The organism is Flammeovirga yaeyamensis, assembly GCF_018736045.1.
GTDB classification, from domain to species: Bacteria; Bacteroidota; Bacteroidia; order Cytophagales; family Flammeovirgaceae; genus Flammeovirga; species Flammeovirga yaeyamensis.
In genome coordinates this window covers 2,891,026-2,908,436 of sequence record NZ_CP076132.1, presented here as the reverse complement: position 1 = coordinate 2,908,436, position 17,411 = coordinate 2,891,026, and the positions used below count along the sequence as shown (strand labels likewise).

At 34.2% G+C, this 17,411-nt stretch carries 11 protein-coding genes; 2 read left to right on the top strand and 9 right to left on the bottom strand.

What is annotated here, in order from left to right; all coding sequences use genetic code 11:
• Positions 1-322: 322 nt before the first annotated feature.
• The 7 genes from rpsA to KMW28_RS11415 all read right to left on the bottom strand — a co-directional run bounded on the left by rpsA (position 323) and on the right by KMW28_RS11415 (position 11,730).
• Positions 323-2,095: a 30S ribosomal protein S1 gene (rpsA, locus tag KMW28_RS11445; RefSeq protein WP_066207065.1), complete on the bottom strand. Its 1,773-nt coding sequence runs from the start codon at positions 2,093-2,095 to the stop codon at positions 323-325.
• 301 nt (positions 2,096-2,396) lie between these two features.
• A complete protein-coding gene (gene ispG / locus KMW28_RS11440) occupies positions 2,397-4,361 on the bottom strand; it encodes a (E)-4-hydroxy-3-methylbut-2-enyl-diphosphate synthase (protein WP_169663306.1) in 1,965 nt (654 codons plus the stop codon).
• A 178-nt stretch (positions 4,362-4,539) separates the two neighbouring features.
• Entirely contained in the window at positions 4,540-5,460 is a 921-nt protein-coding gene (locus tag KMW28_RS11435) for an AraC family transcriptional regulator (RefSeq protein ID WP_066213043.1), read from the bottom strand.
• A 513-nt stretch (positions 5,461-5,973) separates the two neighbouring features.
• Positions 5,974-6,474, bottom strand: a complete 501-nt coding sequence (locus KMW28_RS11430) for a flavin reductase family protein (protein ID WP_169663307.1) — start codon at positions 6,472-6,474, stop codon at positions 5,974-5,976.
• Positions 6,474-8,360 carry a GAF domain-containing protein gene (locus KMW28_RS11425; RefSeq protein WP_169663308.1) on the bottom strand — a complete coding sequence of 629 codons (1,887 nt, stop codon included), beginning with the start codon at positions 8,358-8,360 and terminating at the stop codon, positions 6,474-6,476. The genes KMW28_RS11430 and KMW28_RS11425 overlap by 1 nt, the downstream gene beginning before the upstream one ends.
• A gap of 29 nt (positions 8,361-8,389) precedes the next feature.
• Positions 8,390-9,388 carry a DUF4249 family protein gene (locus KMW28_RS11420; protein WP_169663309.1) on the bottom strand — a complete coding sequence of 333 codons (999 nt, stop codon included), beginning with the start codon at positions 9,386-9,388 and terminating at the stop codon, positions 8,390-8,392.
• Positions 9,388-11,730 carry a TonB-dependent receptor gene (locus KMW28_RS11415; protein WP_317171218.1) on the bottom strand — a complete coding sequence of 781 codons (2,343 nt, stop codon included), beginning with the start codon at positions 11,728-11,730 and terminating at the stop codon, positions 9,388-9,390. The genes KMW28_RS11420 and KMW28_RS11415 overlap by 1 nt, the downstream gene beginning before the upstream one ends.
• A 191-nt stretch (positions 11,731-11,921) precedes the next feature.
• On the opposite strand from KMW28_RS11415, the gene KMW28_RS11410 reads away from it, so the two are divergent.
• Positions 11,922-13,475: a glycerol-3-phosphate dehydrogenase/oxidase gene (locus KMW28_RS11410; protein WP_169663311.1), complete on the top strand. Its 1,554-nt coding sequence runs from the start codon at positions 11,922-11,924 to the stop codon at positions 13,473-13,475.
• Positions 13,476-13,562: 87 nt separating this feature from the next.
• Here the strand turns inward: KMW28_RS11410 and pafA are convergent, their stop codons facing one another.
• Together pafA and KMW28_RS11400 are read right to left on the bottom strand one after the other, a co-directional pair.
• On the bottom strand, positions 13,563-15,227 hold the full coding sequence (gene pafA, locus KMW28_RS11405; protein ID WP_169663312.1) for an alkaline phosphatase PafA: 1,665 nt from the start codon (positions 15,225-15,227) through the stop codon (positions 13,563-13,565).
• A 107-nt stretch (positions 15,228-15,334) separates the two neighbouring features.
• Positions 15,335-16,414, bottom strand: a complete 1,080-nt coding sequence (locus KMW28_RS11400) for a GSCFA domain-containing protein (RefSeq protein WP_169663313.1) — start codon at positions 16,412-16,414, stop codon at positions 15,335-15,337.
• A gap of 20 nt (positions 16,415-16,434) precedes the next feature.
• Here KMW28_RS11400 and KMW28_RS11395 point away from each other — a divergent pair, with 20 nt between their 5' ends.
• The gene (locus KMW28_RS11395) at positions 16,435-17,388 is read left to right on the top strand and encodes a transketolase family protein (protein ID WP_066207086.1); all 954 of its coding nucleotides are present in this window, start codon (positions 16,435-16,437) and stop codon (positions 17,386-17,388) included.
• Positions 17,389-17,411: the final 23 nt, after the last annotated feature.

Sequence of the window (17,411 nt, the reverse complement as noted above, 5' to 3'; positions counted from 1 at the left end):
AGTTTATTCTTAATATAGTTAAAATTGTAAGTAGTTGAAAATCAGGCACAAACATGATGTTAATAAAATTAAATACATGAAACCTTAATAATGAGTTAATATTCACTTATAATTTAATGTAGATTAAAGTTGAATTCTTAAAATATTGTTAGTTATTATAAGATAATGTAAAATAATATTTTGTTTTATAATGTTTTTAAAGAACTTGATGGTGTTAAATTAGTAATGTTAAAAACATTAAATTCTATAATACAAAAAACGCCCTCCTAAATGAATAGGAGGGCGCACCTTATAGCTTAAACTTTAAGACTTAATCTTTCGATTATTTGTTGTCTTTAAGTTGTTGTTTCAAATTAGCCAATGCATCTAAATCACCTAATGAAGTAGTTGCATCTTCGTTTGAAGCCGCTTGCGCTTTACCACCTTTTTTCGCAGCTGATTTTTTAGGAGCAGCAGCTACTTCAGTGTGAGTGTGCAAGTGAGAAAGTAAGATTCTCTTATCCTCTTTAGAGAATTCTAAAACTCTGAAGTCTAATGACTCACCAGTTTCAGGAGCAGAACCATCTTCTTTCTTCAAGTTTTTAGCCATAGCAAAACCTTCGATTCCGTAAGGAAGCTCGATTACTGCACCTTTATCAGATTTAGAGATAATTGTACCTTTGTGATCTGAATCAGGAGTAAATACAGTTTCGAAGTGTTCCCAAGGGTTTTCTTCAAGTTGCTTATGACCTAAAGCAAGACGACGCTCTTCTGGGTTGATCTCAAGAACGATAACGTCAAGTTTCTCGCCTTGTTTGATGAACTCAGATGGGTGCTTGATTTTCTTAGTCCAAGAAAGATCAGAAACGTGTACTAGACCGTCAATACCTTCTTCTAATTCTAAGAATAAACCGAAGTTAGTCAAGTTACGAACAACACCAGTGTGCTTAGTGCTTACTGCGTACTTGTCTAACAAGTCTTGCTTAGTCCAAGGATCCTCAGTCAATTGCTTGATACCAAGTGACATCTTACGCTCTTCTCTGTCGATAGTTAACACTACAGCCTCGATCTCGTCACCAACTTTGATGAAGTCTTGAGGGTTACGTAAGTGCTGTGACCATGACATTTCAGATACGTGAATCAAACCTTCAACACCAGGCATGATTTCTAAGAACGCACCGTAGTCAGCAACGTTAACGATTTTACCTTTAACTTTAGCTCCAACTTCAACATCTTCACCAAGAGAATCCCATGGATGAGAAGTAAGTTGTTTCATACCTAATGAGATACGTTTCTTGTCATCATCAAAGTCAAGTACAACAACGTTAACTTTTTGGTCAAGCTGCAATACTTCCTCTGGATGAGAAATACGACCCCAAGAGATGTCTGTAATGTGAAGAAGACCATCTACACCACCCAAGTCGATGAATACACCGAAGTTTGTCATGTTTTTGATCACACCTTCCAAGATTTGACCTCTTTCTAGGTTGTTCAAGATGCGTTGCTTTTGCTCTTCCAAATCCTTCTCGATAAGGATCTTATGAGAAACAACAACGTTATCATTTGCGTGGTTGATTTTAACCACTTTCAATTCCATCTTCTTACCTACGAATACGTCGAAGTCACGGATAGGCTTCACATCAATTTGAGAACCTGGCAAGAATGCCTCGATTCCAAAGATATCAGTGATAAGACCACCTTTAGTTCTACGCTTGATAACACCTTCGATAACTTCATCGTTATCCAATGCATTTTGGATATTCTCCCAAGCACGAACGATTTTAGCTTTTCTTCTAGAAAGAACAAGTTGACCGTGATTGTCTTCTTGTTGCTCAACAAATACCTCAACTTCGTCACCTACTTTTAGGTCTGGAGTGTCACGGAATTCGTTTGAAGGAACCAATCCATCAGATTTGAAACCAATGTTCAAAACTACGTCACGATCAGTGATAGAAACTACTGTAGCTTTAACTACCTCTTGCTCGTTCAGTTGGTTCAATGTACCTTCGTACATTTTCAACATTTCTTCTTTTTCAGCTGCTGTATAACCGTCGCCGAATGCTGATTGAGAGTTCTCAAACTCTTCCCAGTTGAAGTCTTGTGATTGTTCTGACATAATAAATATGAGCACTTTTTACGCTCTTACGCTAGTGCCGTTACGTAAGAGATTAATTATTAATTATTTATGTTTTTAAATGATGCCAGAGCTAGTACGTGGAAATCATTTAATGTTGATATGCAGAGCTAGTACGTGCAAATCAGCATGCAAAGGTAGGAATATATTTTTAGATCTAAAAGATTATTTGATATTGCCTTGTTAAAGAGGGTAAATAGCATTAACAAAATCGGGAAATTATCAAATAGAAAGTTTAGAGAAGAAAAAAGCCTGCATTTAAATTATGCAGGCTTCAATATTTTTAGGCTTCTGAAGTTTCTGGCTCAAACCAATTACCATCACCGTCAATAATTTTTATTAGTTCATCTACAGCATTTTCAGAAGGCACCGATCTTTTTACGACATCCTGACCTCTGTATAAGGTAATCTTTCCTTTTCCAGAGCCAACATAGCCATAATCAGCATCGGCCATTTCTCCAGGACCGTTGACGATACAACCCATAATACCAATTTTTAAACCTTTAAGGTGATCAGTTCTTTTTCTGATCATGGCTGTTGTTTCTTGTAAATCGAATAATGTTCGTCCACAAGAAGGGCAGGAGATGTATTCTGTTTTGGTCATTCTCGTTCTTGCTGCTTGAAGAATACCAAAAGCTAAACGGTTACTTGTCGAGATATTTTCCAATAATTCTTCTTTTGATGCACCTTGAAGAGGTTTTAGGAAAACGCCATCACCGAGACCATCAATTAAAAGTCCTCCAATATCCGTTGAGCTATATAATTGTAATTCATCTGAAGTTACATTTTGATAAGTTCGTTCGATAATTACAGGAGTTTTAATGCCTGATTTATATAATTTGAATAAAATAGCTCTTAGTTCAGGCATAGCATGAGCATTATCTGATTTTATCCAAAGTACAACTGTTGAGTCTCCTTTTAATGAGTTGATAAAAGTATCATTAATTGAGTGAATATCACCTTTGATGAAGTTTAATGATACATGCTTTTTAGAAGCAGATTTAAATTCTTCTACATCAAAAAGTGGATTGATATTGATATCTTCATTCCAAGACGAGGCATCAACAATGTTTTTCATGCCGTTTGGCGACATAAAAGGTAAAGGTTGACTTCCTGTATAAATAAAGTCTGCTCCATGATCAGACATTCCCCATTTGTCAGTAGCAGGCAGATAATGATGTCCGATAGATTTTAAATCGGCCATTTCAATATTTTTTACATTAGAAAAATCTGCAATTACTCTTGGTACATTGTGATCGCCAAACGTATCAACTTCTACTGTTTTTCTTCTTTCATATTGGAAAGGATTTTTTGGAGAAATATCTATAGAAGTAGAAATCTCTTCCGCTTCTTCAGCTCTTTGATTGTAACGATTGATCAAAGCGGCAGCAACAGGTGCTTCTGCTTCCGGAGCCTCTGTTAAAGAAACACGAACAGTATCACCTAAACCATCTTCTAATAAAGTACCAATACCTACAGCCGATTTTACTCTGCCATCTTCTCCGTCACCGGCTTCAGTAACTCCTAAGTGAAGCGGATAGGGCTTTAATCCTTCTTCTTCCATTTTTTGAACAAGTAATCGGTAGGCTTGCACCATCACTTGTGTATTACTTGCTTTCATAGAAAGAACGATATTATGATAGTCCATGTCATCACAAATTCTTAAGAATTCAAGTGCTGATTCCACCATTCCTAGTGGAGTGTCACCATATCTACTTAAAATTCTATCTGATAATGATCCATGGTTTGTACCTATTCGCATAGCAGTACCATGTTCTTTACAGATTTCGACTAATGGAACAAATTTTTCTCTAATTCTTTCTAATTCGGCATTATAAGCTTTATCATCATATTCGATAAAATCAAATTTCTTTTTATCGGCATAGTTACCGGGGTTGATTCTAACTTTTTCGATGAGTTTAGCAGCAACTTCGGCAGCGTTAGGAGTGAAGTGGATATCCGCAACTAATGGAACGTCATACCCTCTTTCTTTTAAACCATCTTTTATTGCTTTTAGGTTTTGAGCCTCTTTAATGCTAGGTGCTGTAATTCTTACATACTCACATCCTGAGTCTACCATTCTTATCACTTCTTCTATAGAACCTTCGGTATCCATAGTATCTACAGTGGTCATCGATTGGACTCTGATAGGATTATCTCCACCCATTGGAATTCCTCCAATATTCACTTCTACTGTTTTCCTGCGTTTGTATGCGTTTATATTATTACAATACCAGTGCTTATGCATAATTTTTTGATTAGAAAGTTTATTGTGGCAAAAATAAAGATAAAATTGAATTTAGGAGGCATATTGTGAATTTGTTTACCTTAAATTCATGAACAAAAACTAACAAAGGAGAAAAATGTTTAGTAAAAAAAAGAGGCTCAAATTGAGCCTCCACCTGATTTCGAAAGTTTTTTTATAATTAAACGTTCATCAAAGAATCACGTCTTCTCATTTTTCCTGCTGGAATACCAAACATCATCTTAAAACGACGACAGAAATAAGCAGTGTCTTTATAACCGACTTCAGAACCGATAGCACGAATACTTTTTCGTGAAGTTCTAAGTAACTCTACCGCTTTTTCCATTCTTTGATATTCAATATAATCTTGTGGATTGATACCTGTTAGCATCTTGAAATATTGTCCAACATAGTCTTCTGATACATTGGCAACATTTGCTAAAATCTTGTTAGAGAGATCGCTAGATAAATTGTCTTTGATGAAGTTGAAGATATCGATTAGACGTGGATCTTTAAAATAATTACTGTTGGTAGCGATTTGCTCAACAAATAATTTTTTCTCTAGTACATGTCTGAATACTTCGATTACTGCATATTCAGTCAAGTTAGTTGCAATTCTATCTTTCCCGGGCTTTTCACCCAAAGATTCTTTGTAAATCTTATTAATCGCTTCGTTTACGATAGGTTGTTCCGGCAAGATAAAAGGAGGTATATCTAAAGAATTGAAGAAGTTTACAGAATCAAATGCTTTGGCATCGAATGTAACAGAGGTAAAGCTGGTTTGTACGTCGTGCAAAGAAACATCATCAGTAACTTTTCTTAAATAAGAATCTCTATCGTTAATGAAACTCTCATTAGTTACTTCAGTTGTGTCTTGATCGCCAAATGCAATCTCAACAGATTTACCACCAGGTATGAAAACAAGCTCGCCTTTTCTAGCAATTTCAGTTTCGCTTATCTGAACTACGCCAGATTTTACTTGTATGACGGTGTTTTGGACGTCATAAAAGTTTGAGACTTTTACAGATCGAATTACGTTTAGACTATTTGATCTAATGAATTTGATGTTTAAAGACTCAATAATTTTGTTGTACTCTTCAATCATAGTCATTCTAAATTAATGGGAGAAATATTGTATCCTGTCAAAGTAATTGGGCTTGATTTTTACCAGAAAATATACGAATTGTGCAATTTTCTATTGTAATTTTAAAATTTATTTCATGTACAATATTACTAAATAAACATTCTATTTAAGGTTAAAAATAGTTCCAATACTTAAATAAAATAATAATGAATCTTAAAATCAAGCATTTGGCCTTTAAATTTTAACTAAATGACATAAATCGTATCTTGTTTAAGTGCAATAAGATGATAAATTGTAGTCTTCTAGTCATATAAATACAATGCAAATGGGTGAATTATCACTTTATTTATATCAGTAAATGAGCCAAAATTGGATTTTTCATATAATTATAATTTTTGATCCACAAGTAGAATGACTCACTAAATCGTTTTGTTCAATATTGCAATTTTTTTAAAAGGAAAAGCCTTTAAAAAAGCTTGATACACTTTTCAAAAGACTTATTATATAATGTAATATTAAAACAGAAATCGACTATTTTGTGGAAGTATATTTCCCTTCGCCATAAAGTAATGGTTTTGTCGACTGACCAATTTCAACTTTTCTGATTTCACCAATAAAAATATGATGAGTGAACCCGTCATGGTATTCGGATAATTCACATTCCATATTTACTAATGCCCCCTCTAATTTAATAGACGATTCATCTATCTGCCAATTGCCTTCCGCAAATTTATCTTCTCCATGTTTTCCAGTAAAACCAGCAAAACAGTTTGAAAGTTGTTCTTGTTCTTCACTAAGAATATGAACATTAAACACTTTATTGTCTATAATTTTCTGATGGGCAGAGCTACTTTTATTGACACATACTATCAAGCTAGGAGGGGTGTCTGAAAGTGAAGTTACAGCAGTAGCCGTTAAACCATCTTTTCCATTAGCTCCGTTTGTTGTGACCAAGGTCACAGAGGCTGTCAATTTTCTCATTGCAGCTTTAAATTCGTCACTGCTAATTCTGTTCAAAGTCGTAGTGTTCATTAGTTGTTTTCACGTAATTTTTGATGAAGTTTACCTATCTCAACTTCCAAATCACTAATTTGTTTATTAGCACTATTTAATTTTTCTTGAATGTTGATATTAAGCATTAAACTTTCTTTCATCGTTTTCTCCTGTAAAGATAGTTGTTCGTTTCTTAATTGGGCCCTATCTAGTAGAATTCTTAATTCTTTTTCTTTTTTATCTTGATCAGATATATCTTGTATATAGGCAATTCTTCTCACGTCATCATTTAAGGTGATTTCCGTGATAAATACTAAAGCTGTAAAGACATCTCCAGAAGCACGTTTAAGCTTCATGGTCTTTCTGTTATTTAATGCTCTTTCAAAATTCTTACCTAATATTTCTGTAATATTCTTATCCTCAGTAATAATTCCAATTTGGAAGATATGAGAAGCAGCAGGGTTTAATCTTAAAATATTACCCTCATTATCAAAGGCAATCATGGCATCTAAAGCACGTTCAAAGAACAATAGACTTTCTTCCTCTTGATTTTCTAATTGCTGCTGCTTTACTTCCATCTGATTCTTGGCTTCCTGAAGCAAGAACATATTCTCTTTTAATGACTCTTCCTTAGAAACTAAAGTTTCATTAGTTTTCTGAGCTTCTTCAAAAAGCTCATTCGTTTTTAAAGTTGATTGAATTGTTCTGATCGTTAAGGCAATAGAAGGAGCAATCTCAGTTAGAAGGGATTTTTCTTCAAATGAAAATTCTCTTAAAGATGCTACTTCAATAACACCTACTACATCATTCTTAATTGATAAAGGAACGATAAATACGTTTTTAGGTTTTGCTTCCCCTAATCCCGAATTTATAGGGACATAATCTTCAGGTATCTCATGAATTAAAGTAGGGGAGTTTTTTAAATAAACCTCTCCAACTTGTCCTTCACCTACGTTATAAGTATCGCCGATTTTTTTTCTTCTATGTTGACTATAGCAAGCAGTCACGACTAAATTGTCATTTTCTTTATCATAAAGGTAAAAAGCACCTAAAGTAGCTTGCATATATTCTGTTATCTCTCTTAAGGTTTTGGTACTTAGCTTTTTGATATCTTTCACAGATAAAAGTAATTCACTAATAGATGATAAACCTGAGGCAATCCAACCTTGTTTTTCAACACTTTCTTTTTGCTCTCTAACTTGATCTCTCATGCTGATCAATAAGTTACCTAGTATATCGTTTTCGAAGATATCGTACTTTTCGTACAGTTTCCCATTAGCAATATCTTGAGCGAGTTTAGTATTTTCTTCAATATGCATTTGATCTTCTAAGAAGATAGCATAACGAGCATTTCTGTAAGCTTGTTTTTTGAGGTTCTCAGAAATGTATAAACAGGTGCCAAAATAAAAGAAAGTAATTAAAGGAATTGATACAAAACCATGATAAGATTTATTCTCTAAGCTTTCATACAATAAAGTGGTTAACCACATATCAGTACCAAGAAGCACTAATGAGATGTAGGTCATTACTGTTAGAATAAAATAGAGTGTAAGTACCGACCAACTCTGATACATGGTCAGCAATGTCATTACCCCAAAAAAAGCAAATTGAGCAAAAGGAATATTAGGAGAAACAACTAAATATTGTACCTGAAATAGATAAAAAGTAAATGCAAGAATATACCTCGGAGAGGTAGAACTGCTGCTATTATATAAAAGTATAAAGTAAGAGATTGTACTAGCTGTTGCTAAACCCAAAGCAATAATCCACTTACCAGTTTCAAAAGATAAACCTAACGCCAATACAAACATACTTAATAAAGTAACTTGCATACTGCGGTCAATTCTTTTATAACTTTCAGAATAATATCCTTCTACACGATCCCTTGATGGGTTAAATTTTTCAACTTCCTGTTGAATTGACATAATAAAAAATCTATGGTCTAATAATACCCCTAGAGTTGTCTATTATCATAAGGGGGTTTAGTATTAATACGATAACCTTTCGAAGATATTGCAGAACCATTAAAAACTCCTATAACCATTCCTTCTGCATCTTGGTTAGTTGCAATAATGTTCGTAGGTACGTTAGCTAATGGAGTAGCAAAAAGCCCTCCATTTGACATAGCAGACCTAGATCGACTCATAAAATCGAACGCTTTTTCTGTCATAGAATGAATTTCACAATAAACGCTATCGCCGACTTCATAATTTTTTTCACCTCTGTTTTCTTCATCTTCAGAAATACTCAAATTAATTCCTAGTCTAACAGGAGGGATGAAAGCCGTAGGTTCGGTTAATATATTACCAAAGTCACTTCTGCCTGGAGTTATATCAAATGCTAAAAGAATTTCTGATGATTTATTGAGGAGGTTCCCGTTTTTCCATGTCTTAATCCAGTAACAATCTGCTGGTCCAACAAAATCTTTTGCGAATAACTCTCCATAAATTTCATCTTCTTCTACAGTATTGCCTTTTGATGTTTGAAAAAAGATGGAATCAATAGGAGGTACTCTTTCTAAAGAAGTATATGATTCAAATGCCAAGTCTTTATTGTCAAAATTTACAGAGACCTCCAACTTGTAATAATTGTCGTATAACCCATCACCATCTCTATCAAAATCTCCTGGTCTTTGTCTTACAATTAATGTGTCTTCCAAGGTAGTTGGTGTCCATGTATAATACCCGTCTTTATCATAAGTGAAGTTCAACGTTTTATTATTGACCTGATCAATAACACGTACAGTAGCATTTTCTACAGCTGGTGGAGTTTCAGTATCAAAGTAACCTATGGTAGAAATTAATCTGATTCTTTGAGTTTCAAACTTATTGTTTAACCATCCATCCACAATTATTTGAGGGCGACCAGTTTCTAGATCTACATTAATAATGTCTTCGCAGCTACTTGTTAGTAGTATCAGTATTAATGATGTGTATTTTATTAGGTTTTTCATTACCATTTGAAGTTATAGGATACAGAAGGAATAATAGAGCCAATTACAGAAAGTCTAATCGCATTATTAGGAGGTGCAACACCTTGAGGAGCACGATCTGCTTGAGGTTGGAAATAAACCGAATATGGATTTCTTCGGGCATAGGTGTTATAAAAACCAAATACCCAATAATGTTCCCAACGTCGATCAGGCTTTTTCTTGCCATTTAAAGTGGCTGATATATCTAATCTGTGGTAGTAACCAATTCTTTGATTATTTCTAACACCATCTACATTATGTGGAATACTATACCCTTGAACTTGTATTTGGTTGGTTGGGAATGTTGTAGGTGTGCCTGTTACAAAATTGAAATTAGCTGATAGTGACCATCGTTTATTGATCTCATAAAAACCGCTCACAGTTAAATTATGAGTTTGGTCAAATCTTGTTGGATAATAAATTCCTTGATTTACACCTGCAGTAGCTTGTTCTGATCGAGCAAGAGTATAACTTACCCAACCTGTTAATTTACCTTTGTTTTTCTTCACATAAAGTTCTAATCCATACGCCCTGCCTTTAGAAGGTAAAAGATCGCCTTCAAGATTTTGATTTAGAAGAAGGTCAGCACCATCTATATAGTCCAATAGGAATTGTATGGGTTTATAATAAACTTCTCCAGAAAATTCGATCATATTGTCTTTGAAGTTTCTGAAGTAACCCAATGCATATTGATCACCAATTTGCGGAGGGATGTTGTTGGTACTAGGTGACCAAATATCTAGCGGAGACGCTGCACTAGTATTTGATATCAAATGAATGTATTGAGCCATTCTATTGTAACTAGCTTTCACAGAACTTTTTTCGTTGAACTGATATTTAATGGCAAATCGTGGTTCGAAATTCGTATAGGTTTCAATAGGTTCCCAATCTCCGTATTCCTTTTCAGATCCAGGTATTGGTTCTTTTCTTTCATTCGGAAGATCGGCAGGGGAATATTCGTAAGTTGTACCAGGTCCCATGTAGGTAAATAAGCTAAACCTTAAACCATATTGTAATGAGATTTTCTTAGAGATTTTTTGATCATTCCCTATGTATAAGGCATTCTCCCAACCATATTGCTTTTGAAGTGAAAATGGAGGTAACTCTTGGCCACTACTTACAGCAGTTGTTGTTCCAGGAGCGAAATCATATATAATGGATTGTCCACCAAATGTAATTGTATTTTTTGATCCTAAATACCAAGTAAATTCAGGCTTCACCGAATATGTTTTTATTCTAGAATCCCAATTGAATGAGTCTTGCACATCATTTACTCCTAAAGCATAATCATAGTCCGAAATATAAGCTGTTAGATTAGAGAATAGCTTTTCATTGAATAAGTGGTTCCATCTGAAAGTTCCCGTAACATTACCCCAGCTCGAAGAGAATAAACTTGCTGTACCAAAAGTATCACGACCCCAATATCCTGATAAGAAAATTTTGTTATTGTCGTTAATGTCGTAATTGACTTTAGCAGTTAAATCCCAAAAATTAAATTTAGAACCTTGTAAATCGTCTTCTAAAAAAGGACCTGCCAAAATATCTATATATGATCTTCGTCCACCAATTAAGAAGGACATCTTGTCTTTTATAATAGGAGCTTCTACTGTTAAACGACTAAAAATAGCTCCAATACCACCTTGTACTTTCAGTTGTTTTGAGTTTCCCTCTTTCATTCTAACATCCAGTATAGAAGATAGTCTACCACCATATTGGGCAGGAATACCACCTTTGATAAGCTTTACATCTTTAACGGCGTCTGGATTAAAAACTGAAAAGAAACCAAATAAGTGGGAAGAGTTAAACACGGGAGCTTCATCAAGTAATACGAGGTTTTGACCAACACCACCACCTCTTACATTAAAGCCTGTGGCACCTTCACCTACGGTACTTACACCAGGCAATAATTGTATTGATTTAATCACATCTACCTCACCAAGAAGAGCAGGTAATTTAAGGATGGTTTCTATTTCCATCTTTACTGTACTCATTTGAACTTCAGATACATTCGCATCTTCACGTTCACCAGATACAATCACTTCATCTAGTTCAACATCACTACTTTTTAGGTTAATATCGAGTTTGATGTTTTTGGTTAGATCAATTTCTTTTTTGAATGTTTGAAAGCCGACAAAAGCGATAGCAAGATCATGTTTTCCTTCAGGTAAAGTGAGGGAATAAAAACCATATGGGTTGCTTATAACTCCTTGTTTAGTTTCTTGAGAATAAATGGAAGCTCCAATTAATGTTTCGCCAGTTGATCCATCTTTAATGTATCCACTTATAGTATATTGCTTGGTCTGAGCAAATAATAAGCTAGGCAATAGAAGCGTCAGAGTTAATATGAGCTTTAAATAATGCATATGAATAATAGAAAGCGAAGAGTCTTTTTAAAAAAAAGTTTATAATAACTTTACTAAATAGAAAAGAATTTGTTTTTAAAATTAGAAAAAAATTATGTCATACTAACCTATTCTTACTAAATTAAAGAACAATACCACTAAATTAATTACACATGAAGATAAGAAATGAGATAATACAAAAGATAAAGACTACAAACGAATATGATGTTGTTGTTATAGGAGGTGGTGCGACAGGTCTAGGAACAGCACTTGATTCTACATTGAGAGGCTACAAAACATTACTATTAGAAGCCTATGACTTTGCAAAAGGTACATCGAGCAGAAGTACAAAACTAGCACATGGAGGAGTGAGGTACCTTAAACAAGGTGATGTGAGCATGGTAAAAGAAGCCTTGAGGGAAAGAGGTTTAATGAAAGAAAATGCTCCTCATTTAGTGCATGATCAGAAATTTATTGTTCCTGTATATGATTGGTGGGATGCACCTGTTTATACTACCGGACTCAAAGTGTACGATGTAATGGCGGGTAAATTAGGTTTAGGACCTTCTGAGATGATCTCAAAGGAAGAAACGCTTAAAATGATTCCCAATCTGAACGAAGAAGGACTTATAGGTGGAGTTCGTTATTACGACGGACAATTTGATGATGCAAGACTAGCGATCACTCTAATGCAAACCATTATTGATTTTGAAGGTGATGTTATTAATTATACCAAAGTAACGGGCCTTCTTAAAGAAGATAATATATTGAAAGGTGTTGAGGTGGAAGATCAAGAAACCGGGGAGTCAATTCAGGTAAATGCTAAAAACGTAATTAACGCTACAGGTGTTTTTGTCGATACTATTCTAAAAATGGATAATGAAGATGCTTTGCCATCCGTATCACCTTCTCAGGGAGTACATATAATTTTAGATAAAGAGTTCTTGAAAGGAAGTTCCTCTATTATGGTTCCTAGAACTGATGATGGAAGGGTTTTGTTTGCCGTTCCATGGTATGATAAAATCGTAGTAGGAACAACAGATACTCCAATGGAGGAGGTGAGTATAGAACCTGTCGCTTTAGAAGAAGAAATTGAGTTTATTTTAAAAACAGCAAAAAAATATCTTCATAAGGAACCAAAAAGGGAAGATGTGAAAGCAGTTTTTGCAGGGCTAAGACCTTTAATGAAATCTACTGATGAGGATACAAAGAAAATCTCTCGTTCGCATAAAATAGTAAAAAGCCAATCTGGACTTATTACTGTGGTTGGTGGTAAATGGACAACTTACAGACAAATGTCTGAGGATGTAATCAATTTTATGGAAAGAAAGAACGAAGACATAGGAGTGAAATGCATTACAAAAGATGTTCTATTGCATGGATACAAAAAAGATGTGGATAGATTAGATGTTAGGAGTGTCTACGGAAATGATTTGCCTAAAATAGAATTACTGATAAAAAATGATCCATCTTTAAATAAATATATTCACCCTGATTTACCTTACAGATGGGCTGAAGTGAAGTGGGGAGTAGAAAATGAATTGGCAAGGACAGTAGATGATATCCTTTCAAGAAGAACGAGAAGTTTATTATTTGATGCAAAAGCAAGTCTTGAAGCATCTAGTAAAGTAGCTGAATTTATGGCTGATCTTTTAGGAAAGGACGAAGCATGGATTGAAAATCAAATTACCTCCTTTAAAAAATTAGTAGATAATTATACCTGTTAGTACTAATCAGTAGAAATAATAAAAGGTTATATCAAATTCTTAAAAAGTAATTCGATATAACCTTTTTTATATTTAACTCAATTCAAATTATTTCTTCAAAGGAATAAGAATTGGGTCACTGTAACAACCTGAAGGATAGTTCATATTTAAGAATGAACAAATCGTTGGGGCAATTTCAGTGACAGTGTGAGGGGCATGTGTATATCCAGGTTCAATTTTCCATCCATAGAACATGATAGGAACATGAGTATCATATTTATAAGGAGAAAAATGAGAAGTACCTGTTTTCTGGTAATCCATGAAATGAGATCTCAATACGCCATACACATCTGGAGAGAATCTTGGATTAAATCCATTGTAAATTAATCCTTTATAACCCAATGTATATTCTTGTCTTTCTAAATCTTTACCCATCACAGCAGCAGCATATTGAGGCATAGTCATAATCGCTTCAGCAGCATATTTTTGAACTTCCTCTAGATCTAAACCTTTTTCTTTAATTAAAGGTCTATTCAAATAAGTCATTCCTGAGTAATAGCTTACCACATATTTTCCTTCACCATACTTTTCTACCAAGAAATCGTTGATCACTTTTGAGTCATCTTTGCTGCTTACATTCTCAGCAACAAAATTGAACTCTTCTCTCATGTAGTTGGTATTTTGTGCACCAGCATGATCAGCTGTCAAGAAAATAACATATTGACCTTTACCTACTTTTTGATCTAAGTGATTGATCAAATGCTCGATTTCTTTATCTAATTTGATATAAACATCTTCAACTTCCATTGACTGAGGTCCAAATGCGTGTCCAGCATAGTCAGTTGATGAATAAGATACGCCTAATAAATCAGTAAAGTTATCATCGCCCATTTTCTCATTATCTATAATCTGCATTGCCATTTCTGTAACTACAGTATTACCAAAAGGAGTAGATTTTAATAAATCATATTTTCTCCCAGACTTTACTCTAACACGATCTGCTGCCAACATCTTTTTCAATTCGTATGGGAACGTAGGTGTTTTTTTTCCTGGTAAAAGACTTTCATAAGGATTGTTATCTTCCATAGAAGCCGAATATTTTTCTACTGGTAGAGATAGATCCCAAACACCTTTCATGTATGTATCGATAGGGCGTTTTTTAGAAGAGTTCATCTCAGTGATCCAGTTAGGAAGTTCATCCATATAAAACGAAGAAGTGATCCAGTTTCCTGTTTTATCATCTAACCAATATGCACCATCCGCTTTGTGACCTGCAGGCAATACAGCCGAACGGTCTTTAATCGATACCGTATATACTTTTGAGCGAAGATTACTCGCCCATTTTAACTCATCAGATAAATTGGTTACAGTTAAGCGATAAGGGGATTTTTTTCCATTTTTTCCTTCAGCACCCACAGTTTCATATCTATCATCATCAACACAATAAATATTTTTTCCTAATTCTCTATCATAATAATGGTTGTTTACGATCGAGTGATAGGCAGGGGAAGTACCAGAATAAACAGATGCATGACCTGGTCCAGTAACTGTTGGAGCGTAATTGTATTGGCCATTTCTAGCAAAATAACCTTCGTTTACTAACTTTTTAAATCCACCATCGCCAAAGTTATCCCAATATCTAGAGATATAATCGTACTTCATTTGGTCGACGATAATTCCAACAACGAGTTTAGGTTTGTCTTCAGTGAACTGTGCAAAAACACTTGTCCAAGTCAAGACAGATAAAGTAATTAGTGATAAAAATCGTTTCATTTTAATGGATATAAGTATAGATTTTGTATGAGTTGTGAATTTGATTGAACTTAAATCAAAAACATAATTATTTATTGTTTAAATCGTTTTTCTGTATCTAATGATTCTTAATGTGATGTTGGGTTTACAATTTGTTCTTCAATTCTTAAAATAACATCATCAACATTAATTTTATTTAACTCTTTACACCATTTGATCATCTTTTTCAAAAATTTTTGATGTGCTTCTGATTCAGGATTAATAGGACGATGATTTAACCCTTTTAATATTTTATCCCATTGTTCCATTGTATTATAAGAAGAATCATCAAGTAATGTTTCTTTGAGATAATTCCATATATAAAGTATAGCCTGATGAGAGGGATGTACCATATCATCTTTATAGAACCGATAATCTCTTAGCTCATCAATCATAATTTCATAGGATGGAAAATAGGTAACATTTGCATATTTACTTTCTATTAGATGTGATGCATACCTTAGAGTGGCCTTACTTAAACTGTTATCGATTAATCCATTTCTAAAGTGCCTTACAGGAGAAACTGTAATTACAACCTGTGTTTTTGATGTTATCTCTTGCATTAGTTCATCAAAAGAAGCTACGATTTCCTCTGCAGATAAAAGTTTTTGTTGAAACTCTTTGGCTGGTAATTTATGACAGTTCCCAACCACTTTATTAGTTTTTTTGTACTCAAAGACAAAAGCAGAACCCCATGTGATAAATAGAAATTCAGCATCAGATAATTGTTCTTTAACTTTTAGGTTTTGAGAATCTATTAAAGTCTTTAAGTCATTGACATTGTCAGCTTCTATATCTGAATGATAATCTAAACTCTTAACAGTTGGGACATCATCTAAAATATGATCGTTATTTATTTCTCTTTCTCGAATTGCTGAAACAATATTTTGATGAATGCTAATCGGATTATATAAAGTTCCATAGGGATTGGATAAGATGTTAAACCGATAATCCTCTAAAATTTTTCCAATATTGGAAGAAAAGCAGGAGCCAATACTAACTATTTTAGAATCATATTTTATCTTTTTATCAAATTTTTGAGGTTGAATTGGCGTTCTGAATGTTTCATTTTGCATCATTTTCACAATATACGCTTTTGTTATTGAAATAATTTTGTCAACATCAAGACAAACCTTAGATTTGTATCCGAATTTATTTGAAAGAATCATTATTTACTTCAAATACACAAATGAAGAAGTACACTTATACAGAGAAAAAGGATACTCGCTCAGGATTTGGTGCGGGTTTACATGAACTTGGAAAAATGAATGAGGACGTGGTGGCTTTATGTGCCGACCTAACAGGTTCTCTTAAAATGGATGCATTTAAAAACGATTTCCCAGAGAGATTCTTTCAAATGGGTATCGCTGAGGCAAACATGATCAACGTAGCTGCAGGTATGACAGTAGGTGGTAAAATTCCTTTCACAGGTACTTTTGCTAACTTCTCTACATCTAGAGTATACGATCAGATCCGTCAGTCAATTGCATATTCTAAGAAGAATGTAAAAATTGCAGCTTCTCATTCTGGTTTAACACTAGGAGAGGATGGTGCTACTCACCAAGTACTTGAGGATATCGGGATGATGAAAATGTTGCCTCATATGACTGTGATCAATACTTGTGATTACAATCAGACAAAAGCAGCAACAATTGCAGCAGCAAAACATGATGGTCCTGTATATTTAAGATTTGGTCGTCCGTCAATTCCTGTATTCATGCCTGAAGGCGAATTCGAAATTGGTAAAGCGGTGATGTTGAACGAAGGAACAGATGTTACTATCGTTGCAACAGGTCATTTAGTTTGGGAAGCAATCCAAGCTGGAGAAGCTTTAGAAGCAGAAGGTATTTCAGCAGAAATCATCAATATTCACACAATCAAACCTCTTGATGAAGAAGCAATTCTTGCATCAGTAAAGAAAACAGGTTGTGTTGTTACTGCTGAAGAACATCAAATTGCTGGTGGTTTAGGCGAATCAGTTTCTGCAACTCTTACTAGAAACTTATTAGCTCCACAAGAATTTGTAGCAGTAAACGATACTTTCGGTGAAAGTGGAACACCTGCTCAATTAATGGAAAAATATGGCTTGACGGCTAACGATATTGTAAAAGCAGCCAAAAAAGCTATCGAAAGAAAAGGATAATTCCTTTTTCATATTGAAATAAA

What these genes read in the sequence shown, in the direction of transcription:
- rpsA (WP_066207065.1), bottom strand. Translation starts at nt 2,095, where the DNA reads ATGTCAGAACAATCACAAGACTTCAACTGGGAAGAGTTTGAGAACTCT.
- ispG (WP_169663306.1), bottom strand. Translation starts at nt 4,361, where the DNA reads ATGCATAAGCACTGGTATTGTAATAATATAAACGCATACAAACGCAGG.
- KMW28_RS11430 (WP_169663307.1), bottom strand. Translation starts at nt 6,474, where the DNA reads ATGAACACTACGACTTTGAACAGAATTAGCAGTGACGAATTTAAAGCT.
- KMW28_RS11425 (WP_169663308.1), bottom strand. Translation starts at nt 8,360, where the DNA reads ATGTCAATTCAACAGGAAGTTGAAAAATTTAACCCATCAAGGGATCGT.
- KMW28_RS11420 (WP_169663309.1), bottom strand. Translation starts at nt 9,388, where the DNA reads ATGAAAAACCTAATAAAATACACATCATTAATACTGATACTACTAACA.
- KMW28_RS11410 (WP_169663311.1), top strand. Translation starts at nt 11,922, where the DNA reads ATGAAGATAAGAAATGAGATAATACAAAAGATAAAGACTACAAACGAA.
- pafA (WP_169663312.1), bottom strand. Translation starts at nt 15,227, where the DNA reads ATGAAACGATTTTTATCACTAATTACTTTATCTGTCTTGACTTGGACA.
- KMW28_RS11400 (WP_169663313.1), bottom strand. Translation starts at nt 16,414, where the DNA reads ATGATTCTTTCAAATAAATTCGGATACAAATCTAAGGTTTGTCTTGAT.
- KMW28_RS11395 (WP_066207086.1), top strand. Translation starts at nt 16,435, where the DNA reads ATGAAGAAGTACACTTATACAGAGAAAAAGGATACTCGCTCAGGATTT.